This window comes from Mangrovimonas futianensis (genome assembly GCF_021245805.1).
Taxonomy (GTDB): domain Bacteria; phylum Bacteroidota; class Bacteroidia; order Flavobacteriales; family Flavobacteriaceae; genus Mangrovimonas; species Mangrovimonas futianensis.
On the sequence record NZ_JAJJNF010000004.1, the window covers coordinates 320,345 to 345,801 of the forward strand.

Annotated in this window: 26 protein-coding genes and 1 tRNA gene; 16 read left to right on the top strand and 11 right to left on the bottom strand. The window is 35.9% G+C overall.

What is annotated here, in order from left to right; all coding sequences use genetic code 11:
- Positions 1 to 78: 78 nt before the first annotated feature.
- Positions 79 to 1,059, bottom strand: a complete 981-nt coding sequence (locus tag LOK78_RS08600) for a ribonucleotide-diphosphate reductase subunit beta (RefSeq protein WP_232634598.1) — start codon at positions 1,057 to 1,059, stop codon at positions 79 to 81.
- Positions 1,060 to 1,669: 610 nt separating this feature from the next.
- On the opposite strand from LOK78_RS08600, the gene LOK78_RS08605 reads away from it, so the two are divergent.
- Positions 1,670 to 2,404, top strand: a complete 735-nt coding sequence (locus LOK78_RS08605) for a LytR/AlgR family response regulator transcription factor (RefSeq protein ID WP_232634599.1) — start codon at positions 1,670 to 1,672, stop codon at positions 2,402 to 2,404.
- Positions 2,404 to 4,380, top strand: a complete 1,977-nt coding sequence (locus LOK78_RS08610) for a tetratricopeptide repeat-containing sensor histidine kinase (RefSeq protein ID WP_232634600.1) — start codon at positions 2,404 to 2,406, stop codon at positions 4,378 to 4,380. Before LOK78_RS08605 ends, LOK78_RS08610 begins: the two co-directional genes overlap by 1 nt.
- A gap of 1 nt (position 4,381) precedes the next feature.
- Here the strand turns inward: LOK78_RS08610 and LOK78_RS08615 are convergent, their stop codons facing one another.
- Positions 4,382 to 4,945, bottom strand: a complete 564-nt coding sequence (locus LOK78_RS08615) for a DUF3109 family protein (protein ID WP_053970558.1) — start codon at positions 4,943 to 4,945, stop codon at positions 4,382 to 4,384.
- A gap of 87 nt (positions 4,946 to 5,032) precedes the next feature.
- Between LOK78_RS08615 and LOK78_RS08620 the strand changes: the two genes are divergently transcribed.
- From LOK78_RS08620 to LOK78_RS08630, 3 genes are read left to right on the top strand one after another with little or no spacing between them, the layout of a single operon-like run.
- The gene (locus tag LOK78_RS08620; protein ID WP_053970559.1) at positions 5,033 to 5,614 is read left to right on the top strand and encodes a MarC family protein; all 582 of its coding nucleotides are present in this window, start codon (positions 5,033 to 5,035) and stop codon (positions 5,612 to 5,614) included.
- A 1-nt stretch (position 5,615) separates the two neighbouring features.
- Positions 5,616 to 5,813, top strand: coding sequence for a hypothetical protein (locus LOK78_RS08625; protein WP_053970560.1), 198 nt, complete (start codon positions 5,616 to 5,618; stop codon positions 5,811 to 5,813).
- Between the two features lies 1 nt (position 5,814).
- A complete protein-coding gene (locus LOK78_RS08630) occupies positions 5,815 to 6,420 on the top strand; it encodes an FAD-dependent oxidoreductase (protein ID WP_232634657.1) in 606 nt (201 codons plus the stop codon).
- Here LOK78_RS08630 and LOK78_RS08635 read toward each other — a convergent pair.
- The 6 genes from LOK78_RS08635 to LOK78_RS08660 form a co-directional block, all read right to left on the bottom strand.
- Positions 6,417 to 8,009, bottom strand: coding sequence for a S41 family peptidase (locus LOK78_RS08635; RefSeq protein WP_166956282.1), 1,593 nt, complete (start codon positions 8,007 to 8,009; stop codon positions 6,417 to 6,419). The genes LOK78_RS08630 and LOK78_RS08635 overlap by 4 nt on opposite strands.
- Positions 8,006 to 8,443 carry a deoxycytidylate deaminase gene (locus LOK78_RS08640; RefSeq protein ID WP_232634601.1) on the bottom strand — a complete coding sequence of 146 codons (438 nt, stop codon included), beginning with the start codon at positions 8,441 to 8,443 and terminating at the stop codon, positions 8,006 to 8,008. The genes LOK78_RS08635 and LOK78_RS08640 overlap by 4 nt, the downstream gene beginning before the upstream one ends.
- An 84-nt stretch (positions 8,444 to 8,527) precedes the next feature.
- Positions 8,528 to 9,118: a HupE/UreJ family protein gene (locus tag LOK78_RS08645; RefSeq protein WP_232393453.1), complete on the bottom strand. Its 591-nt coding sequence runs from the start codon at positions 9,116 to 9,118 to the stop codon at positions 8,528 to 8,530.
- A 67-nt stretch (positions 9,119 to 9,185) separates the two neighbouring features.
- Positions 9,186 to 11,657, bottom strand: a complete 2,472-nt coding sequence (locus LOK78_RS08650; protein WP_232634602.1) for a TonB-dependent receptor — start codon at positions 11,655 to 11,657, stop codon at positions 9,186 to 9,188.
- 31 nt (positions 11,658 to 11,688) lie between these two features.
- On the bottom strand, positions 11,689 to 12,591 hold the full coding sequence (locus LOK78_RS08655) for a FecR family protein (RefSeq protein WP_232634603.1): 903 nt from the start codon (positions 12,589 to 12,591) through the stop codon (positions 11,689 to 11,691).
- A 47-nt stretch (positions 12,592 to 12,638) separates the two neighbouring features.
- Positions 12,639 to 13,163 carry an RNA polymerase sigma factor gene (locus LOK78_RS08660; protein ID WP_232634604.1) on the bottom strand — a complete coding sequence of 175 codons (525 nt, stop codon included), beginning with the start codon at positions 13,161 to 13,163 and terminating at the stop codon, positions 12,639 to 12,641.
- 102 nt (positions 13,164 to 13,265) lie between these two features.
- On the opposite strand from LOK78_RS08660, the gene LOK78_RS08665 reads away from it, so the two are divergent.
- The 7 genes from LOK78_RS08665 (at position 13,266) to LOK78_RS08695 (ending at position 17,753) form a co-directional block, all read left to right on the top strand.
- Positions 13,266 to 14,330, top strand: a complete 1,065-nt coding sequence (locus LOK78_RS08665) for a hypothetical protein (protein ID WP_232393457.1) — start codon at positions 13,266 to 13,268, stop codon at positions 14,328 to 14,330.
- A 21-nt stretch (positions 14,331 to 14,351) separates the two neighbouring features.
- Entirely contained in the window at positions 14,352 to 14,825 is a 474-nt protein-coding gene (locus tag LOK78_RS08670; protein WP_231628630.1) for a hypothetical protein, read from the top strand.
- Between the two features lie 105 nt (positions 14,826 to 14,930).
- Positions 14,931 to 15,305 (top strand): OB-fold protein, encoded by a 375-nt coding sequence (locus LOK78_RS08675; protein WP_232634605.1) that lies wholly within the window; start codon positions 14,931 to 14,933, stop codon positions 15,303 to 15,305.
- Between the two features lie 17 nt (positions 15,306 to 15,322).
- Positions 15,323 to 15,910 carry a cupredoxin domain-containing protein gene (locus tag LOK78_RS08680; RefSeq protein ID WP_166956300.1) on the top strand — a complete coding sequence of 196 codons (588 nt, stop codon included), beginning with the start codon at positions 15,323 to 15,325 and terminating at the stop codon, positions 15,908 to 15,910.
- A 56-nt stretch (positions 15,911 to 15,966) separates the two neighbouring features.
- Positions 15,967 to 16,821: a DUF5777 family beta-barrel protein gene (locus LOK78_RS08685; RefSeq protein ID WP_232393459.1), complete on the top strand. Its 855-nt coding sequence runs from the start codon at positions 15,967 to 15,969 to the stop codon at positions 16,819 to 16,821.
- A 14-nt stretch (positions 16,822 to 16,835) separates the two neighbouring features.
- Positions 16,836 to 17,198 carry a hypothetical protein gene (locus LOK78_RS08690; protein ID WP_232634606.1) on the top strand — a complete coding sequence of 121 codons (363 nt, stop codon included), beginning with the start codon at positions 16,836 to 16,838 and terminating at the stop codon, positions 17,196 to 17,198.
- A 12-nt stretch (positions 17,199 to 17,210) separates the two neighbouring features.
- A complete protein-coding gene (locus tag LOK78_RS08695) occupies positions 17,211 to 17,753 on the top strand; it encodes a YceI family protein (protein WP_232634607.1) in 543 nt (180 codons plus the stop codon).
- On the opposite strand, the gene LOK78_RS08700 is transcribed toward LOK78_RS08695, so the two are convergent.
- Positions 17,754 to 20,723, bottom strand: coding sequence for a DNA polymerase III subunit alpha (locus tag LOK78_RS08700; RefSeq protein ID WP_232634608.1), 2,970 nt, complete (start codon positions 20,721 to 20,723; stop codon positions 17,754 to 17,756).
- Positions 20,723 to 21,937 carry a DNA polymerase IV gene (dinB, locus tag LOK78_RS08705; RefSeq protein ID WP_053970574.1) on the bottom strand — a complete coding sequence of 405 codons (1,215 nt, stop codon included), beginning with the start codon at positions 21,935 to 21,937 and terminating at the stop codon, positions 20,723 to 20,725. Before dinB ends, LOK78_RS08700 begins: the two co-directional genes overlap by 1 nt.
- Positions 21,938 to 21,990: 53 nt before the next feature.
- Here dinB and LOK78_RS08710 point away from each other — a divergent pair, with 53 nt between their 5' ends.
- Positions 21,991 to 22,764 (top strand): XRE family transcriptional regulator, encoded by a 774-nt coding sequence (locus LOK78_RS08710; protein WP_053970575.1) that lies wholly within the window; start codon positions 21,991 to 21,993, stop codon positions 22,762 to 22,764.
- A 76-nt stretch (positions 22,765 to 22,840) separates the two neighbouring features.
- On the opposite strand, the gene LOK78_RS08715 is transcribed toward LOK78_RS08710, so the two are convergent.
- Positions 22,841 to 22,924: transfer RNA gene (locus LOK78_RS08715), tRNA-Leu, on the bottom strand.
- A gap of 145 nt (positions 22,925 to 23,069) precedes the next feature.
- On the opposite strand from LOK78_RS08715, the gene LOK78_RS08720 reads away from it, so the two are divergent.
- The 3 genes from LOK78_RS08720 (at position 23,070) to pth (ending at position 25,406) form a co-directional block, all read left to right on the top strand.
- Entirely contained in the window at positions 23,070 to 24,011 is a 942-nt protein-coding gene (locus LOK78_RS08720) for a ribose-phosphate pyrophosphokinase (RefSeq protein WP_053970576.1), read from the top strand.
- A gap of 27 nt (positions 24,012 to 24,038) precedes the next feature.
- Positions 24,039 to 24,698 carry a 50S ribosomal protein L25/general stress protein Ctc gene (locus LOK78_RS08725; protein ID WP_053970577.1) on the top strand — a complete coding sequence of 220 codons (660 nt, stop codon included), beginning with the start codon at positions 24,039 to 24,041 and terminating at the stop codon, positions 24,696 to 24,698.
- A gap of 141 nt (positions 24,699 to 24,839) precedes the next feature.
- The gene (gene pth / locus LOK78_RS08730) at positions 24,840 to 25,406 is read left to right on the top strand and encodes an aminoacyl-tRNA hydrolase (protein WP_232393484.1); all 567 of its coding nucleotides are present in this window, start codon (positions 24,840 to 24,842) and stop codon (positions 25,404 to 25,406) included.
- The last annotated feature ends 51 nt before the right edge of the window (positions 25,407 to 25,457 follow it).

Here is a 25,457-nt window from a genome sequence, read left to right on the forward strand (position 1 = left end):
GGGTTTATTTAAAGAATTTGGGATACAGAACACAAGTTTCAACACCCCGATATTTATATGTTTGGAAATTAATACCGACTAGAAATCAGCATCAAATTTGAATTTATCTTCTTCCTCCTCCTTATTTAGGACGCCTGCCTTTTGATATTCAGACACGCGCTTTTCAAAGAAATTAGTTTTTCCTTGTAAAGAAATCATGTCCATAAAGTCGAAAGGATTAGTGGTGTTGTATACCTTTTCACAGTCTAGCTCAGTCAAAAGTCTATCGGTAACGAACTCCAAATATTGGGTCATTAGATTAGCATTCATACCAATCAAACTTACAGGAAGTGACTCGGTAATGAACTCTCTTTCTATATCTAATGCATTCGTCAAAATATCTTTGATACGTTCTTTTGGAACTTTATTCACCAAATGGTGGTTATGAAGATGCACTGCAAAATCACAGTGTACGCCTTCATCTCTAGAAATCAACTCATTTGAAAAAGTCAACCCTGGCATTAAGCCGCGTTTTTTCAACCAAAACAAAGAACAAAAGGCTCCAGAAAAGAAAATACCTTCAACCGCTGCAAAGGCGATTAAGCGTTCGGCAAAACTAGGTGACTCAATCCATTTTAAAGCCCAATCGGCTTTCTTTTTAATAGCAGGAAAATTTTCTATTGCCTTAAACAAAACATCCTTTTCCTTTTCGTCCTTCACGTAAGTATCAATCAGAAGCGAATAAGTTTCACTATGGATGTTCTCCATCATGATTTGAAACCCATAGAAAAATTTGGCTTCACTATACTGAACTTCATTAACAAAATTTTCGGCCAAATTTTCATTTACAATACCATCACTAGCTGCAAAAAATGCCAAAATATGTTTAATGAAATACTTTTCGTCATTATTCAATTTACTATTCCAATCAGTTAGATCTTGATGCAAGTCAATCTCTTCTGCCGTCCAAAAACTTGCTTCCGATTTTTTATACCATTCCCAAATATCATGATGCTGAATAGGAAAAATAACAAATCTATCTTTGTTTTCTTGAAGGATGGGTTCTACGGCTTGAGACATTAGATTTAACTGCTTTTAAATTAGTTAGACGAAAATTTTTGTAGAGATTTGGTCTAACAAATATTGCCAATTGTGATTGAAAAAGAAAGATTTTGAATCAAACGTTTTCAACAAGTTTTTAACACGGCGTTAACGAATAATCTTTAATCGAAAATCAACTAAAAAGCCATAAAACACTGTATATGTGTTTGTTAAATAAAAAATAGTAATAAATTAAAAAAAATAAGATTTACCCTACTAAATCACCTTAAGCAAGCACTATTATTGATAAAAACCAAGCAATTTTTTAGTCCAGAAAAGAAGAAAGTCATTGTTAATAAAAAGACAAAAAATCAAAAAGCCAGTTATAAAACTGGCTTTCTGATTGATTAATAGCATACCAATTTGATTGAATGCTTTTTCCCTTTTAATTAATAGCTGAGACAAATATCATAAATCTTTCAGGTTTTTAGGGCGACAATTGTATAGTTGGTATCAAATTTTGTATAAATGGTAATTTTTTATGTTTTTAAACCAGAAAACACCATAAAATGTACAATTCACACATAAAATATTACCAAATATACAACCCCAAACCCTTTACATTTAATATATTGTTATCTTTGGTTTTATGATAAAAGCAGTGATTGTTGACGACGAACCTAAGGCTATTCAAAGCCTAACTTGGGAACTGGAAAATTTCAAGGATGAAATTAAAGTTGTGAAGTCATTTACTTCTCCTGAACTTGCTCTTGATTACCTGGATGAATCCCCTACCGACTGCTTGTTCTTAGACATCAACATGCCCTCAATGGATGGCTTTCAATTCTTAGATAAATTAGTGCACAAGGACTTTGCAATCATCATTACAACAGCCTATAATGAATATGCTCTAAAAGCTTTAAAAAATGAGGCGATTGACTATCTACTCAAACCCATTGATTCTGATGATTTAAAGGACACTATCAAGAAAGTAAAGAAACACATGACAAGTGCTCTTTCGCTTTCAAGGGTAGAAGAAGTCCTTTTAAATTTTAATACCAAACTAAAACATCAAAAACTGACCTTAAATACCGATGGTAAACTTATTTTTTTGGATATTGATGATGTTTTGTACATTGAATCTGATGGAAATTATAGCACCATTCACTTGAATAACCATCAAAAAATGGTAGTGACAAAAAAATTAAAGGATATTAACGCACTACTACCGGAGAGTGTTTTTTTTAGGATCCACAACTCATATATCATCAACCTAAACAAAATCAAGGAATTTGTGAAAAATGATGGCTATGTGGTGATGACTAGCAACGATAAAATCCCTGTGGCCAGAAAACGAAAATCAGATTTCTTGAATAAATTTTAATGACTCGTCCATATCACATAAAGCGTTTTGTAAAAATCATTTCATTTTTGATCCTTTTCTTTTGTCTGAAAACTTCCATTTGGGGTCAAGAACCTATATTGACTGATGAATTTGTAGCAACTATTGAGAAAATCATTTCTACAAAAACCAAAGATTACGCAAGCATTAACGACCAATTATCTAAACAGAATAGAGACACCCTAAAAATGAAATACTTTTTGGAGCAATCCAAAAAGGCCAATTATTTAGAAGGACAAAGCTATACCCTGAATGCTTTAGGAATTGTTTATAGAAACCTTTCTTCCTATTCCAAGTCTATTGAAATGCACGATAAAGCCAATGAAATTGCTATTAAAGCAAATAATAAAGAGCTTCAAGTCATCAGCCTAAATATGTTAGGAGTTGTATATCGCAGACAAGATAACGTAAGGGCTGCATTAGACTACCATAAAAGAGCTTTAGAGATTTCAGAAAATACAGAAAACCCTTCAGATGAGCTCATCAAAAGTATTGCGGTATCACAAAATAGCATGGGTAATATTTACCTATTGCTACAACAATACGATTTAGCCATAAGTCAATTCAAAAAGTCTTTAAAAATAGAATCTGACACAAAAAATAGTTTGGGACTAGCAATCAATTACCAAAACATTGGATATGCCTTAGAAGAAAAAGGACTTATTGACTCAGCCTTGGTAAATTACAACAAATCACTTAAATACAACAATATTATTGATTCTGAGGTTGGTCGCGTAATTTGTTACAACAGCATTGCTAAAATAGAAATAAAAAAAGGAGACTATGAAAAAGCGCTCCCAATGATTGAAGAAGCTCTTGAAAAGGCTTTAAAGATAAGCGACCAATACTATATTGCCACCAGCTATCTCAACCTTGGTCTTACCCAACTTAAATTAAAGGATTATCAAAAAGCAGAGGGCAATCTCCTCAAAAGCGTAGATCTATGTAAAGAATTCAACTACACATCTTACGAATCTGAAGCCTATAGCTACCTTTCTGAACTACACGAACAACAAGGCAACTTTAAAACCTCATTAGACTATCATAAAAAGTATGTAGAGCTGGATAAAGCTATAACACATCGTAAAAACATCCAGTATGTTAATGACCTTATTCTTGAATATGAAAGTGAGAAAAAGAATAATCAAATTCGTGCATTGGCAGACGAAAATGAAATTGTAAAACTCAAACTTAAACAAAACAAACAAATAGGATTATTAAGTCTTCTTGGAGGATTATTACTTATTGGAATTTTACTTGTACTTTATAGACAACGTAAGCTTAAGAACGAAAAAAGAATTTTTTCTTTAGAGCAGGAGATGCTGAGAAACCAAATGAATCCGCACTTCATTTTCAACTCTTTAAACTCCATCAAACTTTACATAGTCAATAACGAAAAGGAAAATGCTGTTTATTATTTAAACAAATTTTCAAAATTGATGCGTCGCATTTTAATAGCATCCACTGAAAAAGAAATTTCACTTCAGGATGAATTGGATACAATGCAACTCTATATGAATATTGAAAACATGCGATTCTCAAATGAAATTGATTATCGTGTTGATGTAGAACCTGGAGTCAATCCACTATTGATTAAAGTACCTTCACTTCTACTCCAACCATTCTTGGAGAACGCTCTTTGGCATGGATTATCTAACAAAGAAGGCGTGAAACAAATTGATGTCTTTGTGAAAAAGAAAAGCTTTGATCACATAGCAATAACCATCACAGATAATGGCATAGGTAGGGAAGCTTCACAAAAAATTAAAAGCAAGAAAAAACTAAAAAGAAAATCTGTGGGAATTGACCTAACAAAAGCCCGTTTGGAAAATTTCTCTAAATCCTACACCTCCAGTTACCAACTCAAAATAGAGGATTTGGTTGAAAACGGAAAAGCTTCGGGGACACGAGTCACGATTGACATCCCGGTAAAATCAATGGTCTTAAAAACAGCTTAACTCAATAATCCTGAGCTACCTTTTCCAATTCCTCGTACCAATCCTCTCCAAATTTCCTAATTAAAGCCTCCTTAACAAACTTGTAAACCGGCACCTGAAGTTCTTCACCTAAGCTACAAGCTGGGTCGCAAATATGCCATTTATTATAATTTACTGCAGAAAATTCAGAATAATCCTTAACTCTAACTGGATACAAATGGCAAGAAACAGGTTTTTTCCAATCAATGACACCTTTATTGTAAGCCTCTTCAATACCACAAAGCGCCGTACCTTTATTGTCAAAGATCACATAAGCACAATCTGCCCCATCTATCAATGGCGTCTCTAGCTCACCTAAATCGGTTGTTATAAATGTTCCTTGTTCCTCAATCACCTTAATTCCTTCCTCTCTTAAAAAGGGTTTCACCTTAGGGTAGATCTCCTTTAAAATTTGAGTCTCATTCTCCTCTAAGGGCGCGCCAGCATCCCCCTCAACACAACAAGCTCCTTTACATGCCGACAAATTGCAAACAAAATCATTTTCAATGATTTCTTCCGATATTATGGTTTTTCCTAATTGAAACATGCTGCAAAAATAGGTAAAGTTTAACTTTCAAATAACATTGTAAATCAGATATAAACATCTACTTTTGCAAAAAATTTCAAAAACCTCATGGAACTAAATGCAAAAGAAATATTTACGGCATTTATGGTACTATTTGCCGTAATAGATATTATAGGAAATATTCCTATAGTTATCGACCTCAGAAAAAAAGCAGGTCATATTCAAAGTGAAAAGGCATCTGTTATTGCGGGAATCATCATGATTTTATTCTTGTTTCTGGGTAAAAATATTTTATCACTAATTGGTATTGGGGTTAATAGTTTTGCCGTGGCTGGTTCCTTTATTCTTTTTTTCATAGCCCTAGAAATGATTTTAGGGATTACTTTATATAAAGAAGACGAGCACAGCTCCATGACAGCAACTGTATTTCCACTTGCATTTCCATTAATTGCAGGACCCGGAAGTTTAACAACTTTATTATCTTTAAGAGCTGAATTTCATATCGAGAATATCATCATTGCCGTTATTATGAACGTAGTGGTGATTTATATTGTTCTGAAAACTTCTTCAAAAATTGAAAAGTTAATAGGAGCAAGTGGCATTAGTATTATCAGAAAGGTTTTTGGAGTAATCCTATTGGCTATTGCCGTGAAATTATTTGCACATAATATTAAGGAATTGTTCGTTTAACATGAGAATTTTAATCATCATTTTATCTGTGTTGGCCCTCATTTTAATGGCCTTCAATATAACTCAAATCGACTTTGACCATCCTTTTGAAGGCCAAAGTATTATCGCCTTGATAACCATTTTGGCAAGTTTGTGCGCCCTGGTTTTGCTACAAATTTTAAGAATTTCCAAAAAGATCGAAAAACAAATTGGAAAATAAGATGGTTTTTGATGCATTAATCATAGGTGGTGGTGCCTCTGGAATGTCTTGCGCCCTAATTTTAGGTTCTGCAGGAAGCAAACCTTATGCAGAGAACAAAAAGGTAGGTATCATTATGCATCAAAAAACGTCCCATCTTCAAACTGCCCTTTTCAATAATGTTTTGGGTTTGGCCCCAGGTACTACTGGGGAATCTATTCTGCATGAAGGTAAAGCACAATTAAAGGCGCTATACCCACATTTGGAGCAGATTGAAAAAGAAAAAGTACTCTCCATTAATGAAGAGAGTCATTTCTATATCGTTAGGACCAATAAAAACACCTATCAAGCCAAAAATGTAGTCATAGCTGTTGGTTATACTAACTTGTTCTCCATTAAAGGATTGGAAGAATTTGTAGCACCACATCCAAGAGCCAAAGAAGAGAAAAATAGAATTTGGCTTAAAAATGAAAATCATCTCATCAAAAATGGGCTATTTGTATGCGGGTCCTTAGCAGGATGGCGAAGTCAATTTTCGATTGCTGCAGGTAGTGGGGCTCAAGTGGCTACCGATATTTTAACCAAATGGAACAACGGAGAACACTCCCAAGTTCATGACAAAATTTAAGGTTTATCTTGACTTAATTGAATGACCTCATCAATCATGATGTCATTTTGATTGAGAATTTCTTCATAGGCGCCTTTACCGTATAATTGATCAGCTAGATTAGCCTTAATGTATTGCTTAACCTCATCATTATAAGCTATAAAAGTGATATTGGCCCTGGTTTTATCATTTAGATAATTTTGAAACTCCAAGACTAAATCATCATCTGTAACAAAGGAATCAATAAACGTATCACGGTCATAAGCATCATAAGCATGTCTATCTGCCTCTAGATACTCAAAAACAAAATTGCTGATAAAACCACGTCTTTGAAGATAAGTAAGGGTTTCATTTTGCATACCCATATCTAATGGCACAAAAACATCTGGTATGATACCACCCCCGCCATAAACAACCTTTCCTTTAGGCGTTGTGAATTTTAAAGAGTCATGAACCTCTATTTTACTACCATCCAGTAATTCACCACGCTCCAAACGCTCGTAGTATTCATCATAATAATCCTGATTGCCGTTGGTGTAAGATCGCTGAATGGATCTTCCTGTTGGTGTATAATACCTAGAAACCGTTAATCTTACGGCACTTCCATCTCCAAGATCCATTTCTCGCTGAACCAATCCCTTTCCATACGATCGTCTTCCCACAATAGTTCCTCTGTCATTGTCCTGAAGCGCACCTGCCACAATCTCACTGGCAGAAGCCGAATTTTCATCTATTAATACATAAACTTCACCATCTTCAAAATCTCCTTTTTTAGTAGCATAACTCTTTTCAATATCCCCTCGCTTGTTTTTGGTGAAAAGAATGAGCTTGTCATCTTCTAAAAATTCATCAACAATTTGCTCTGCTACCCCTAAAAATCCCCCAGGGTTTTCTCTCAAATCCAAAACCAATTCAGTAATACCTTGATCTTGGAGCTTGGTAAGTTGCTTTTTAAATTCCTTATAAGTGGATTCTGCAAATCTGTTGATTTTAATATATCCCAAGCTCTCTGTTAGTTTATAAGCGGCATCAACGCTTGCAATAGGAATATGATCTCTTTTGATTTTAAAATTTAAGAGGCGGTCTTCATCTTTTCTGTAAACTGTTAAACGAACGGTTGAATTAACTGGACCTTTGAGTTTTCGAATAATATCATCATTTTCAATGTCTTTACCATATAAGGTATCTCCATCAGCCATAATAATTCTATCTCCACCTTTTATACCAGCACGATCACTTGGACCTCCTTCCACTGAGCGAATGACCGTTATGGTATCTCTAAACGTATAAAAATTAATTCCTATCCCCACAAAATCACCTTTCATGTTATCTGTGACCCGTTCCATTTCCTCCTTTGGAATATAAACAGAATGCGGATCTAGATTTTCAAGAATTCCATTAACAGTAACGTCCACAATGCTATCGGTATTGACATCATCTACATATTCATAATCGATGTAATCTATCAACCTGTTTAGCTTGTCTTTTTTACTATTGCTTGAGAATAATCTATCGTTGGCATCAGCATAGTCTAGATTACCTCCAATATAAATTCCAAACGCTATAGCGATTCCTAAAAATAAGGGGATATATGTTTTGTTGAATTTCAAATGTTTTCTTCTAAATCTTCTAATAACTTCAGTTCGATACCAGCTTTTTTCATGAACTGCAACCCTGAATCATCCTTATAGGGTTTTTCATAAACCACTCTAGTAATTCCCGCCTGATGAATGAGTTTACTACATTCCTTACAAGGCGATAGCGTTATATATAACGTAGCTCCTTTACAAGATTGTGTAGAGGATGCCACTTTTAATATGGCATTGGCCTCAGCATGCAGTACATACCATTTGGTATAACCCGCTTCATCTTCACAAAAATTTTCAAAACCAGTTGGGGTTCCATTGTATCCATCAGAAATGATCATTCTATCTTTTACAATAATAGCTCCTACCTGCTTTCTTTGACAATACGACAATTTCCCCCACTCTTTGGCCATTCTTAAATAGGCTTTGTCGTACTTAAGCTGTTTATGTTCTTTCATTAAAATTTATGATTAACTAAGATACTCGGTTGCAAACTGAATTACAACGAGTTGATTAAAGTTTATGAAAAATTTATAGTTAGTTTAAGATAACCAATCGCTGTTCAGAATCATTGGAATGGTTAACCCTACCACAATAGAGGAGAGGACCATGACCCAATCTCTCTTGTTAAATCGGAATAAGGTTTGGGTGAGATATCCCAAAAACAATACGATAAATACAATGATAACTTGAGCTATTTCAATTCCCACAGCAAATTCAACCAAGGTTAATAATTTATTATCATTACCTCCTACCAACATCTTAAATTCCCTCGCAAATCCCAAACCGTGAATTAACCCAAAAAATAAGGTGGTTAAAAACAAGACACCCACTTTTTCCTTTTGAGCTCCTTTACCTGCTGTAAACACATTAAACAAGGCTACAACCATGATGCTTACAGGAATTAAAAATTCTACTAAGGCTCCATTAACTTTAACCACATCATAAGAAGCTAGAACTAATGACAAGGTATGACCTAACGTGAACATAGATACCAAAAGCAATACCCGTTTCCAATCTTTAAAAACATAAGGCACCGTCAAAGCCATTAAAAAAAGTACGTGGTCATATGCATTAATATCCAGAACATGATGGATTCCGTATTCCACGTTAAATAAAAAATCGTCCCACATAGACTCCAATTTTAGGTTGCCTCAAAAGTACAATTTCAAAATGGATAACATGAGTTTTAACGCAACTTTAGAAATATGCTCGTAGAAACACATTAGGGGTAAAGCCCAATGCCTGCTGAACCACCTCATTTATTTGGTTGTCGTTTACTTGATAAAATCGGTTTAATTCATTGTTGTGGTTCAATAAATTCCAAATGGAAAAACCTATTTTAGCCCGAGCCTTTCGATGCAAATGAAAATCATAGGACCCTGAAAGATCAATCCTTAAATAATCATCCAACCGATTGGCATTGGTTTCTCCAAAAATAACTTGGCCATCTGAAATAGATGATTCTGAAAGAGGTTGGGAAATAGGCCTGCCTGTATGCCAATTAGCTCCTGCTGAAAGCATAAATCCTTTATTGGAATAAGTACATCCTAGAGTTACAGCATGAGTGATATCATAATTACTAGGAAAAGACCCACTTTCCAAACTATCAAAATGATAGACATTGTCCATGTAAGAATAGCTTGTCCAAAGATTGATTTTTTCAAATGCCTTTCTAAGTAAAACATCGACTCCCAAAACCTCATAATCGCCACTTGAACTTATATATTCATATTGGTTTTGAAATCCCTGACTTTGTGCTGTAATACCATCCACCTTTTTTGAATAGCCCTCTATACTAATAAGCCATTTATGCTTTTCAAAAGTTAGACCTATTGATCCTTGTTGACTTTCCATTATGGGAATATCCTCATTATTTGCTAGCTGCCACCTTCTCTTTTCTATCCCCAAGAAATCATTTTGAAAATTCACTATCTGTGAGGTACTTTGGTGCTTCATTTCTCCTAAAATCTCTAATGTCAAGCCATTGACAATCTGATAAGAAACATTGAGCCGAGGTTCTAAATAATAGGATTTGAATTTTTCCAAATACTCATACCTCCCTCCCACGGCCAAATTCAACATTCTATTTTTTGATCGATAGCCCCCTTGCAAGAATGCACCATGACTTCTTAATACCTCAGCCACCAATAGCTTATAGGTTGGGTTATCAACATCATCTAAATTGCGAACTTTAGTTTCAACAAAATGATAACCGCCCATCACATTAAACAACTCTTTAAAAGATTTATTGAGTTTTAGTTTGAAGCTAGATTCTGAAACTGAATTTTCTTGTAAAAAACGTTGAGAATCCAATATATTGGCATTAGTCGATTTCAACTTATAATCGGTTTCATAAATTTCAATCTCAGAGCGCAAGGAGTGCGACCAATTTCTTGTATATAGTAAGCCTCCGGCAAAACTATTCTGGGTCAATTTACTTTCCCTTGACTCATTTTGATCATTAATTACTGCGTTTTCATTAAAAAGCAACGCATTATTGACATTCAAAAAATTGAATCGAAGATGATCCTTTTCAGTTACCTGCCACAACCACCTCAACGACGCATCATAAAAATTAAACTGTTTATCAGAGTTGGTTACCAAACCACTTTCTTCAATTTCGGTGTCTTGAGAAATGCGATCAAAAAACTCATTATACGTAGGTGTTTTTATAAAATCACTAATCGATTTTCTACCTGCTATCTGAACGGAGGAATTTTTACTTACAGGAACGTCCAGAAATGCATTGGCATCTATCAAACTCAACCCGAAATTGGCTTTAAGAACAGGCGTAATATTACGATCGGTTTTCATTAAAATTGTTCCAGAAACACCATCTGTATAAGAAGCGTCAGCCGCATTTTTTAATAAGGATACTTCCTCTGTAATTTGTGGGTTATACATAGAAATCAATCCGAAAAAATGCCCTGATTGATACATTTTTATTCCATCCCACAATATAAGATTCTGATCATGAGTTCCACCTCTTATATTGATATTTGAGACTGTTTCATTAACACTTTGAACACCCGGAAAAGCTTGTAATGAGTAAAGTACATCGGCATCTACAATTCCAGGAAGAATATCAAAATCTGTATAATTTATTTGAAAAGATCCATCACTAACCTTATTAACCCCTTGAGTCATAAAATTGGAAATTACCACTTCGTTTAATGCTTGTAAATTTGGTTGGAGCAAATAATTAATACAGTCACCTTCAACCATATCTTTTACAAATCTAACCGAGGAGGTATAACCCAAATGCCTTAAAGCAATCCTTCCAAATTGATCCTTGACCATGAGCTGAAAAAAACCGTTTTCATCACTTACTGCATAATCTATTTCTGATTGTATGGTTGCGCTTTCAATGGCCTCCTTTGTATTGGCGTCAAGTAAGTATCCACAAATCACAATACCCTCCAATTTCTTTATGGAAATAAAATAATCATCTGTTTTGATAAACAATAGACCTGTTTGGTTTTTCAGATAAGCCAAAACTTCATCTAGTGACTGGTTTGAGGGAGGGAGGGCAAGCCTAATCTTTGAAACAACATCATTGGCATAATTAAATTGAACTTGATATTGCTTTTGAACTTCTTGCAGAATATCATGAAGTTCCTTATCCCCTTGAATTTCTTGTGAGAAACTCGAAGGAAATAGAAAAAACATAAAACATAAGAAAGCCCCAAAAGTTTGCCTTTTAATTGGCATGTATAAGAATATGATTATTAGTTTCTATTGAAAAACTCATGTTCATCGGTGCAGTGATTGCCTGTAAGGCCTTACCAAGGTCATCATGCGAAAATCCTCCAGTAAATGAGCGGTGCACATCGACATTCTCAAAGTCCACCTCAACTCCAAATTGCCTTTCTATTTCAGCCAAAACTTCTTTGAAAGGCACATTTTCAAACACACTTTGGTTATCCATCCAAGTGGGTCTACCAAAGTTCACATTTCCTTCTTCTAATTTACTATTTAATATTCTAATAGCCTTTCCTGGAGTCAAAAATCGCTTCAATGTATCCGCAACAACCTGAACCCTCCCTTCAAAACAAACGACTTCAAAGTAATCGTGACGTTGCTTTACATTAAATTGTGTCCCTACTACGGTTACCGTTCCGCTCTGGGTAACCACATCAAAAGTTTTCCCTTTTTCAACTTTAAAATAAGCCTCACCCTTTAACTTAACCGTCCTGGATTGATCCCAATTAGATTCATCAAAAGAAATTTTAGTTTCCGCGTTTAAAGTCACCAAAGACAGGTCGGGCAACTTTATTTCTCTTTGCTCACTTGCCACCGTTGTAACAACTGTTTGACTATTAAACATAAAAGCTGCAAAAAGTCCAAAACCGATTACCAATATCGCAGCAACTTTCCAAATCCAGTTTTTCTTCTTTTTTGAAACTACCCGATTTTTTGCTTTATACTGGGATTCAAATACTTCAAATGAAGGCATCTGATTGTCCGCATCCGATTTAAAATAAGTTGCAGTATCCAAAATTTTCTTGAAATCGGCATATTCTTCCAGCGACTGAAACATTTTGAGCTCCTCAGCATTAAGATCATCATTCAACCATTTTCTCACTAACTCTTCCTTATTCATATTTGACCTATTTATTGATATAACAACTGAGTGCTAAAAAATCCTGATTATTTTATTTTAAAGTGTTCCAACTCCTTCTTTAAGGTATCAAAAGCGGAATAAATTCGATATTCCACCACTTTTTTGGTCACCCCCAGCATTTCTGCAATTTCGGCGTGCTTCTTCCCTTCCACCTTACTCAACATAAAAGCAACCCGCTGATCTTCTGGAATCTTGGATAAAACTTTCTGATATCTTTCGAGGTATTCCTTTTCTTCCAAAACGAATTGAGGCGTTTCAACACTTTGGCGACTAAGTTTTAATTCGGCATGTTTCAAGACTACTTTTTGATGTTTAATTTCATTCAACATCATGTTGTTTGCCACCGTGAAAAGATAGGATTTTGCTTTAGATAAAGTTATCTGCTTACATTGGTTCCAAAGAGTTACAAAGGCTTCTTGAGCCTTATCTTCCGGATTAAATTTCTCTCCATATTTATAATATAAAAAATCATATAAGTCCTTGGAGTATTTATTGTAAATACCTGAGAACACAGATTCTTCACAAATATTTTTATGCAGTTCTTTAGCCAAGTGAATTCATTCTGGTTTCTAAAGGTATATAAATATTTTAAAATTTTTTCAGGAGATTTTAGGACTCAGTTGTTTCATTAATAAAGACATCCTTTAAATCTTATGAAAATTAAATTTTTCCATATTGCATTACTACTCTTGACCATCTTCTCATCCTGCAGAAAAGAGGAAATGGAATTTATAGACACGAGCCCAGAGGATACAATCGAAGCCAATTCAAGTGTAGCCATGAGCATGCAGCGTATAGCCATGAAAGATGGTTCTCCTGATAATATTATTGATCAAGCCAATTGTTTGACAGTTGATTTACCTGTTACCGTGGTAGCCAACGGCACCGAATTAATCATCGCTTCAGAAGATGATTATAGTTCCATCGAAGCCATTTTTGATGATTCTATAAGCGATGTTGATTTTCTTGAGATTTATTTCCCCATTACGGTCATCTTTAGCGATTATTCAACCACAGTCATTAACAATCAAACCGAGTTAACCAATTTGGCAGCCACTTGTACTGGTGAAAATGAAATTGACGACGACATAGAATGCCTCGATTTTGTATACCCCCTAAATCTTTCCATTTTCAATTTGGAGAACGAACTTCTTTATGCCATAACCCTCCTTGATGACAGTGAACTTTACACTTTTATTGCTTCTTTAACACCTGAAATAATAGCGCAGATGCAGTTCCCGATAAGCATTCAATTGTTTGATAACACACAAATGGTTATTAACAATCTCAACGAATTGGAATCGGCCATTTTATCGTACGGTAATGAATGTGATGAAGATGATGATTATGATTATGATGATGACGACTGTATCGGCTGCAACCCCAACTTGATTGTAGAAATATTAACCAATTGTAGTGATTGGAGCGTTGATAAATTAGAAAGGAATGGCAATGACTATGATGATCTTTATATTGGTTATGTCTTTAATTTCTATACAGACGATTCCCTTTCCGTTACTTATGGCTCTAATACGATTTATGGCACTTGGAGTACTGCAGACAATAATGGCACAACTATAGTCGTCATAAATATACCTAGCTTACCATACTGTAACAACGATTGGATCCTACATGAACTAGATGCTCCTCCAGGTGAAACTAAAGTAGACCTTAGACTAGGAGATGATAGAATTAGATATGAAAATTACTGTAATTAAATCCCTTTAAACAAATACGTTATGAAAACCAAACACACCTTTTTTTATGCCCTATTAAGCCTTTTATGTTTTTCACTTATGTCTTCTACCTGTTCTTCAGATGATGATGACAACATGCCTAACTCATCTGTTCAAGATGCCGTTATGGTATCCCAGTCTGGCACATGGAAAATTAGCAGTTTCATTGACTCTGGTCAAAATGAAACCAACCATTTTACTGGGTACACATTCACCTTTGAAGACAATGGGGATTTAACAGCAACCAACGGCTCAAACACCTTAACAGGTTCATGGTCTATTACTAATAGCAATAGTAATGACGACAGCAATGATGATATGGACTTCAACATCTTCTTCCCTGTTGATGAAAGCAGTGCTTTTGAAGACCTTAACGATGATTGGGACATTTCTTCATACAATGAAAACACAATCAACCTCATTGATGTAAGTGGCGGAAATGGAGGAACAGACACCTTAACCTTTACAAGACTATAGAAATGAAAATTGAAAAAGAAAATACCATTGAAGTAAATAGCTGAAAACCAAATACTGCTCTAGTTTGTAGTCTTTTCTGGAGCAGTATTTACAAAACCAAACCTTATGAAAAAAATAATTGTAGTTATTGTCTTGGTTGTCATTGGTATTGCATCCTATTTCTATGTTTCAAAAAACCATAGGAATATTGCAAAGGAAGAAGCCACCTATCAGTTTACGGCTGACGAGCTAGCCTCCCAATTTGCTATAAATCCAGATCAGTCTGAATCCAAATACCTTAATCAAGTCATTAAGGTATCAGGAACCATATCTGAAGCAAATGAGCTTGAATTAGTTTTGGATCATACCGTTGTCTGCTTGTTCCAAAACACACCAAATTTACCTTCTAAAAATAAAATTCTTACCTTAAAGGGACGCTTTATAGGTTACGACAACTTACTGGAACAGTTGAAATTAGATCAATGCATTATTATTAATTAACATCAAAACCTTTTATTATGAAACTAAAATTACTTTTCGTTGCCCTATTTGCTGGAGCTCTGCTCCAAGCACAGACCACTTACAACCTTGACTGGGAAACTGGATTTAACAGTCCTGAAGCTGATTTGACCATTGAAATTGGAGATACCGTAATATGGACTTGGACGGATGATTTACCTCATACCGTTCAGAACGCCGTTGGGAGCTCAGTAGAAAACTTCAACAGTGGTTTTCTAACAGGTGTGGGACAAACGTTTTCATACACTTTTACCGTAGAAGGCGTCAATGATTATATCTGCGGTGTACACTCCAACATGTTTGGAACCATTACAGTTGTTCCCAGTTTAAGTATCAAGGAATTTGATCAAACTTCGTTCAGCATTTTACCAAATCCAACCTCTGAAGAAATTCAAATCAATTTGGTAAATCCTATTATCCTTGGAAGCATTCAGGTTTTTGATCTTCTTGGAAAACAAATGATCGATGAGCCCATTCAAGAATCCAACCAACTTACCATTCCAGTTCAGAGCTGGAAAAAAGGAATTTATCTGGTTAAAATCAATTCTGGAGAAAATACCGCGATAAAACGTGTTGTAATTAATTAGAAGAACTTTTCAATCTGCTTTCAGGAAGATTCCTGAAAGCAGTTAAAAATGACCATATGAGATTATTTTGTTTTTTTCTTTTGTTATTCCCTTTAGCTATATTTTCTCAGGAAGAAGATGATTTATTAAGTGAAATCGATACCTCCATTGACTCAAATCAAGTGGTTCAAGCCACTTTTAAAGGACTAAAAATTGTCAACTTTGAATCCACCAAATTGGTAGCTAAAAATGAATTGACTCTAGTTGTCGCCCATAGATTTGGGAGCATTAAAAATGGTTTTGACACCTTTTTTGGATTGGATGATGCCGTAACCAGATTAAATTTCATTTATGGTATCTCTGACGCATTCAACATCAGCGTTTCCAGAAGCTCTTATCAAAAAATATATGAAGGTGCCATTAAGTATCGATTACTGCAACAGGAAACCGAAGGATTTCCGTTTACTATAGTGGGATACCAATCTATACTGGTCAATACCTCTTTAGAAAAAGACAACCTCCCAAAATTAGAGTTTAAGCATCGTTTAGGTTATACTGTTCAATGTTTGATTGCTCGAAAAATGAACAAAAATCTCTCTTTAGAAATTGCCCCTACATTTTTTCATGACAATTATGTAGTTGTCAATAATCAAGACAACTCCCAGTTTGCTTTGGGATTTGGAGGACGGTACAAGTTGGGTAACCGGTGGTCTTTAAACATGGACTATGGCTGGCATATGAATAGAGCAGATAATTCACCTTTTAAAAACCCGCTTTCTATTGGAATTGATTTGGAAACGGGCGGACATGTTTTCCAGATGCATTTTACCAATGCCCAACCCATGAACACCAACATGTTTTTAGGGCAAGCTACTGGTGACTGGAGCGATGGTGATATTTATTTCGGATTTAATCTTAGTAGGGTATTTTAAATAAAAAGAAAACTATGAAAAATGTATTTCCACTTTTACTCCTTATGGTGTGTATTCTTTCCTGTACAAATGCAAGTGAAGAAGACCTCATAGACCATACACCCATAGACGAATCAGAAACCATTACCTATAACAACCACATAAAAACCATTATTGATTCTAACTGCATTAGCTGTCATGGCGCACCCCCTATTAATGGCACTTCGCTATCACTGACTACTTATCCACAAGTAAAATCAGCGGTTGAAAACAACAATCTGATAGGAAGAATATCTTCCCAAGATCCTAGTTTTTTGATGCCATTAGGAGGTCAACGCTTACCTCAAAATTTGATAGACTTGGTTATTGCCTGGGAAGACGATGGTTTAATTGAATAAAAACAAATCGTTATGAAAAAGCTCATTTTATTAGTCGTATTGGTCTCATTACAAACTTTGGGGCAAAACAAGTATTTAACCAAGACAGGATATTTAAAATTTGAAGCCTCGGTTCCTTCCTTTGAGGAAGTAAAAGCCGAAAACAAAGCAGTTACTGCTATTCTAAATACTGAAAATGGCGAGTTTGCTGCCTTGGCATTGGTGAAAGGTTTTCGTTTTAAAAATGCGTTGATGGAAGAACATTTTAATGAAAATTATGCCGAGCCTGAAACCTATCCAAAAGCAACTTTCAAGGGTAGTTTTAAAAATTTTTCTGTGGATGATTTAAATAGTAACAAATCGTGGACCATCACAGGTGAGTTAAATTTTCACGGAAAAACCAAAACTTTAGAAGGAGTCGCTGTTCAGATCACGCAAAAAGGGGAGCAATTGATTCTTTCGGGAACATTTGAGGTGCGCTCATCAGACTTTAATATTGACATACCAAAAATTGTAAGAAATAAGGTTTCAGAAACTGTTGAGGTTTATTTTCTTTTCGAACTCACCAAAAAATAACTATTTAACAGGTTCCGCCATTCGCGGGTCTGGTTTCAAGGCCAATTTTCTGCTTCTTATGACTTCAATGCTACAAAACCCAAAGTCCTCAACGACTTTTCCGAAGCATTCATAAACACCAATACCATGAATGGGATATTGATCTACCGTATCATGAAAATGAACCGTATCAAAATAATGCCCCTCAACATCAACAAAAGTGCAAAAGCGCATCACCTTACCATTTGATGCTTTATGGAATCTTGTGTTGACCAATTTCCCATAGAGCAAAACGGGCTTATTTAAAAACATTTCCATATCACGAGCCTTAACATGTGGTTTTAAAGGCTCTTGTATTAAATCAAAATAGTCACACAAAGGAAAATCCAACAGTTCCATCTGGTCATAGGCATCTTCAATCCACGTTGTTTGAAGTTGAGGCAAAGAAAAATGTTTTTGTGGCGCTACAAACAAAGCCTTTTGAGCTGATCTAGATTTAGTTGCATTCAACTTAAAAATAGCCTGCCAAAGCAATTCTTTTTTTGAAACCCCCATAAACCGAAAAGCATCAATGCGTATTAAAATTGTTAATTGCTCAATCCCAATAACCACGCGATCCACAAAGTCATCCAAAGACTTAAAAACTCCATTTAATTGGCGTTCACTAAGCAGTCTCTGAATGGTAAAGCTCTCTAGGTTTTTTAAATTCCCAAATCCTAAAAAAAGATGCTTCCCCTTAATAATATTTGGATGATCACTCGTATTAATACAAGGAGCTTCAACAATTCCCCCCAACATTTTTGCCTCATGAATGTAGTGTTCCTTGCTATAAAATCCGCCACCATTGTTCAACACGGCCACCATGAATTCCAACGGAAAATAGCATTTTAAATACAAGCTTTGATAGCTTTCAACCGCATAAGACGCCGAGTGACCTTTTGCAAAAGCATAGCCTGCAAAGCTTTTGATCTGCTCCCAAACCTCAAAAATGAGAGTGTCTTCATAGCCTCTTTCCCGGCAATTAGCAATAAACTTTTGTTCAACAGCAGTAAACTCTGCCCTTGACCTAAACTTACCACTCATACCCCTCCTTAACACATCGGCCTCTCCCAAATTTAGTCCTGCAAACAAATGGGCTACCTTGAGCACATCTTCTTGATAGACCATTACCCCATATGTTTCTGGCATAATATCCAATAAAACAGGGTGCGCTTGCTTTCTCAATTCGGGATGCCTCTGCCGTTTTATATATTCATGCTTCATGCCAGAACCAGAAACCCCAGGTCGAATGATAGAACTAGCAGCTACCAATCCCAAATAATCTTGAGTTTCCAGCTTTCTCATAAGCCCTCGCATTGCAGGAGACTCTACATAATAAGCGCCGGTTGCCCTTCCTTCCTTAAGCAGCGTATTTACCTGAACGTCTTTCTTAAACTTTTCAACCTCTGTAATATCTATTGGTGGTAACTCAGGTCTGTTATACCTAATAATTTCTAAGGTATCTTGAATTTTGGCCAGCCCTCTCTGACCTAAAATATCAAACTTAAACATCCCAGTATCTTCAGCAATGATCATATCAAATTGCACCGTAGGAAACCCCTTGGGCGGCATATCTGTAGCCGAAAAATAATGAATAGGCTTATCTAAAATCAAAATACCACAAGAGTGTACACTCAAATGATTTGGAAAACCTTTAATGAGTTCCCCATATTTAATTACCAAGTTCCCCAACTCATCCAATTCTCTTTTCTCATATTTACCAACACTTATTTTATCGATTTCTTCTTTAGGCATTCCAAACACCTTCCCTAGTTCCCTTACTACCGCACGATATTTAAATGTATTGTAGGTTGCCAATAAGGCTACATGTTCAAACCGATCAAAAATATATTGGGTCACATCATCCCGATCCTTCCATGAAAAATCAATATCAAAATCTGGAGGCGAGACCCGATAAGGATTAATGAATCGTTCGAAGTATAAATCCAGTTCAATGGGATCTACATCGGTTATCCCAATAATATAAGCTACAATACTATTGGCGCCACTTCCCCTACCCACATGTACATATCCCTTTTGTTTGGAATGATGGACAATGTCATAATTAATCAAGAAATAGGATACAAAATCCATCTCCTTGATAGTTTTAAGCTCTTTAGCCAATCTATCCATCACCTGTTTGGACGGATTGGCATATCGCTTAGATATATGATCTACACACAATTGCTCCAACATGGCATAATCTGCTTCTTTAGAAGTAGAATACACACTTTGGTTTTGGGTAATGCGTTCCCCATCAAAAGCAAATTCAATGGAACATGCTTCTAACAAAATCCTAGTGTTTTCAATAATATGTGGATGCCATTGAAAAGCTTGCTCTAGCTCCCCTACTGGAATCATCACGTCTTGCTCACTACATTCTTCAGATTTGGGTAGTTTACTCAACAATGTATTGTTATCTATAGCTCTCAATAAACGATGCGCATTAAAATCGCGCTTGCTCCTCACCGTAACTTGTTGCTGTATCACCAACTTGTCTAGGTACTCTTTATAAATGGTAAAGGGAAGCTTTCTCAAATCACGTATAGAAACCCCTATAAACTCATAATCTTTAAACTGTTTCTTTTCCAATTGCATGACTTGCTCAAAAGGATACACCACAAAAGCCTGCTCAAAATGAGGTGTTGTTTTTGGCAACGTTTTTTTTTGATGTGAATGATGGGACAAGAACCTGTTTAATTCATAAAATCCGTCATTATTTTTAGCCAATCCCACAAATCTCTGCTCTGCTCCATCCCTAAAATCAATTCCTAAAACAGGTTTAATTCCCAAGGATTTTGACTTCCTAACAAAATTCAAACAGGCAGAGGTGTTATTAATATCTGTAAGCGCCAAACAAGACACCTCATTCTTTTGGGCCAATTCCAAGAGATCTACTTCAGAAAAAGTCCCAAACCTTAAAGAATAATATGTATGGCAATTCAAATACATTATTGATTTCTATGTGCTAAAACAATGGGCGGCTCCCCATTAAAAGGATTGTGAAATCTCCCTATGGTTTTAGCTCCCATAGCTGCAGCCTTTTGGACACTCATCTCCCCAAATCGCAACCGAATATGATCCATGGCATTATACAGACGTAGCATTTCCTCAGTATCATCAAACAAATTGATTTGATAGTTACCACTCACCAAATCACTAAACTTAACCCCGACCAAACGAATCAACAACCGCCTTTCATATAGCTTTTCAAACAGCTCCAATATTTTAGGAACAATTACATGATCTGCACTCGTGTATGGAATCTTGATTTGCTTGGTATAGGTGTTAAAATCAGAATATCTAATTTTAACCGAGATACAAGAAGTCAACTTGTTGCCACGTCTCAATTGAAAAGCCAGATTCTCTGCCATAGCAAAGATGGTCGTTCGTAGTTTTACCATATCAATGGTATCTTTATTAAAAGTGCGTTCTGTTGAAATGGATTTCCTTTCATAATATGGAACAAGCGGTGTGTTATCAATACCATGGGCACGTTTCCAAATAGTGGCTCCATTTTTACCTAAGACACTCACCATCATTTCCAACGGCATTTGCTGTACCGTTTGTACCCTATCTACCCCCAGATTTCTTAAAACCTGATACGTCTTTTCACCTACAGAGGGAATTTTTCTGATAGAAAGCGGTGCCAAAAAGGATTTTTCAAAGCCCATATCTATTCGCAATTGATTGTTGGGCTTCGCTTCTCCTGTAGCCACTTTTGAAACCACCTTATTACCGGAAAGACCAAAAGAAATAGGCAATCCTGTTTCCTTGATTATCTTCTGTCTAAGTTCAGAAGCATATCTATAGCTCCCAAAGAATTTATCCATGCCACTCAAGTCTGCATAAAACTCATCGATACTCGATTTTTCAAAAACAGGAACCTGCTCCTTGATGATCTCTGTCACAGCCTGTGAATGCTTCGTATAAATAGAAGCATTTCCTCTTATGACTACTGCCTCTGGACACAACCTTCTAGCCACTTTCATAGACATTCCAGAGTGTACCCCAAAAGGCCTCGTTTCATAACTACAGGCCGCCACCACACCTCTGTCGCCCGTACCCCCTACAATGAGAGGTCGCTTCTGCAACCGACTATCAATTAAGCGTTCGCAAGAGACAAAAAACGTGTCTAAATCCAGATGTAAAATTTGCTGATTCATAGACTACAAAATTAGCTACATTTTTAAGCAATTATTGCTTATATTTGTAGCAAATGAAATACATCACAAAAAATATTCGTCACTTAAGAAACTTAAAAGGAATCACCCAAGAAGCCTTTGCCGAAGACTTAAAAGTGCCAAGGTCACGAATAAGTTCTTATGAAGAAGGAAGGTCCATTCCTAATGTGGATATGTTGATCAAACTCTCAGATTATTTTAAAATTCCTATTGACATTCTCATTAAAAAAGACCTTACCAAAGCTAAGGACACCTCCTTTATAGAAGTGGGCAACAAACGGATTCTATTCCCGATAACTGTCGATGAAACCAATGAAAACCTTATTGAAATTGTTCCCACAAAAGCCTCTGCAGGCTATCTGGCCGGGTATGATGACCCAGAGTATATTGAGCAATTAGACAAAATAAAACTGCCCTTTCTACCCACTGGGAAACACCGCGCATTTCCTATAAAAGGAGACTCTATGCTCCCCATGAAAGATGGTGCTTATGTGGTAGGAAAATTTATTGAAGATCGAAGTGACATCACCAATGGAAAGACCTATGTATTGCTGACCCTTAATGATGGGATGGTATACAAAAGAGTATTTAACCAAATTGAATCACAGAATAATCTGCTTTTAGTTTCAGACAACCCTCATTACGAACCTTATACGGTCCCTATTGATGAAGTATTGGAATTATGGGAATTTACTTGTAGCATCAACACCCAGGAGTACAATGAGGAAGAACTAAAAATAAGCAGTATTATAAACCTATTTCAGTCTTTGGGAGTTGAATTGCAAGCCCTAAAGAAAGTGGTTAAATAAAATCAATCTCCAGCTAGTATTTACCATCCAATTAAGCATAAAAAAAGTCCTTACAAATATTTGTAAGGACCTTACGTACTTGAGGTGGGAATCGAACCCACACTCCGAAACCGGAACTGGATTTTGAATCCAGCGCGTCTACCAATTCCGCCACTCAAGCAATTTTGGACTGCAAAAGTAAAAAATAAATTTATACCAACAATCAAAAATTACAGCTTTTATTGTTTTTCTGTTGAAATAAATTCATAAATTTGCACCTCGTTTAAAGAAACCGTATTAAATAGTTACTAAACAACCTATTAACCATGCCCAGAGTTAAAACCGAAGCGAAAATTTTTGCTTGTACCCAAAGTCAAGTATTAGGTGAAAAAATTGCAAAAGCCTTTGGTGAGCCTTTAGGCAACGTTATAACCTCTACTTATAGTGATGGTGAATTTCAACCATCCTATGAGGAATCTATTAGAGGCGCCAGAATTTTTGTAATAGGTTCCACACACCCTGGACCTAGCAATTTAATGGAAATGTTGTTAATGCTAGATGCGGCAAAACGAGCATCGGCTAGACACATTACGGCTGTAATGCCCTACTTTGGTTGGGCTAGACAAGACCGTAAAGACAAGCCAAGAGTACCTATTGCCGCCAAATTGGTAGCAAAAATGTTGGAAGCTGCGGGAGCAACCAGAATTATTACAATGGATTTGCACGCAGACCAAATACAAGGGTTCTTTGAAAAACCGGTTGACCATTTATTTGCTTCAACCATCTTTTTACCTTATCTAAAAAGTTTGAATTTAGATAATTTGACCATTGCTTCCCCTGATATGGGAGGTTCTAAAAGAGCTTATGCCTATTCAAAGGCCTTAGGAAGTGATGTGGTAATTTGTTACAAGCAACGTGCCAAAGCCAATGTTATTGAGCATATGGAATTGATTGGTGACGTTACAGGTAAAAATGTGGTATTAGTAGATGACATGGTTGATACCGCTGGAACATTGACCAAGGCAGCAGATTTAATGATGGAGCGTGGTGCTGAAAGCGTAAGAGCTATTTGTACTCACCCTATCTTATCTGGAAATGCTTATGAAAGACTTGAAAACTCCAAACTTGAGGAATTAATCGTCACAGATTCTATTCCATTAAAACAAGAAAGCAAGAAAGTAAGAGTTTTAAGTTGTGCCGATTTATTTGCCGATGTGATGTACAATGTACATTACAACAAGTCAATCAGTTCTAAATTTGTTATGTAATTTAATAATTAATTATAAACGCGAAAAATGAAATCAATTACAATCAACGGATCTCAAAGAGAAAGCGTGGGCAAAAAATCAACAAAAGCCTTACGTAATGCTGGCCAGGTTCCTTGCGTGTTATACGGAGGAGACAAACCAGTACATTTTGCAGCTGATGAAATTGCATTCTCACACCTGGTTTACACCCCGAATGCTCACACAGTTGTAATTAACTTGGAAAACGGAGAGTCTTTCAACGCAATTATGCAAGACATCCAGTTTCACCCTGTAACTGACAAAATCTTACACATAGATTTCTATCAGTTATACGAAGACAGACCTATCACTATGGAAGTTCCTGTTCACTTTGTAGGAAACTCTAGAGGTGTTAAGGCTGGTGGTGTGTTACGTAAAAACTCTCGTAGACTTAGAGTTAGAGCTATCCCTAGCTTATTACCAGACTTCATTGAAGTAGATGTTACTCCAATGAGAATAGGTAACAAACTTTATGTAACCGCTTTAGAAAATGACGATTACAAAATCATGCATACTGAAAATACAGTTGTTTGCCAGATTAAGAGAGCAAGAGCTGCAATGGCATTGGCCGGTATGGATGAAGATGATGAAGATGAGGTTGAAGGAGAAGAAACTGCAACAGCAGAAGGAGCTGAAGCAACTGAAGCTACATCAGAAGCACAAGAATAGATTAGGTTTTACCTATTTATATAAAAAGCATCCTAACATAAAGGATGCTTTTTTATTTTTACAAAAAAGAGAAACGTGCTATCCTTCTTTAAGAACTTATTCAAGCAACAAGACATACAAATATCTGAAGAAACTGATCCCATGAAAAAATTTTTGATCGTTGGTTTAGGCAACATTGGTGAGAAATATGAAAATACCAGACATAATATTGGTTTTAAAGTTTTAGATTATTTGGCAAGTACAGAAGACCTTACTTTTGAAACACAAAAATTAGGGGATGTCACCACCTACAAACTAAAAGGAAGAACTTTTATCCTCCTTAAACCAAGCACCTATATGAATTTGAGTGGTAAAGCTGTTCAATATTGGTTGACCAAAGAAAAGATTCCATTAGACAACCTTTTGGTTATAACCGATGATCTCAATTTACCCTTTGGCACCTTAAGATTAAAAACCAAAGGAAGTGACGGCGGGCATAACGGTTTAAAGGACATTCAAGATAAATTGAACACAAATAAATACAATCGCTTTCGATTTGGCATAAGCAATGATTTTGGTCAGGGCAGACAAGTCGATTATGTTTTGGGTGAGTGGAATGAAGAAGAACTTGACAAATTAAAGGAACGGCTCGAGACCTCCTCTAAATTAATTAAATCATTTGGCCTCTCAGGTGTTTCAAATACCATGAATACTTTTAATGGAAAATAAAAAAGGGAGCATTATTTAGCTCCCTTTTTTATTTGTAGCCTATCGTGCGTT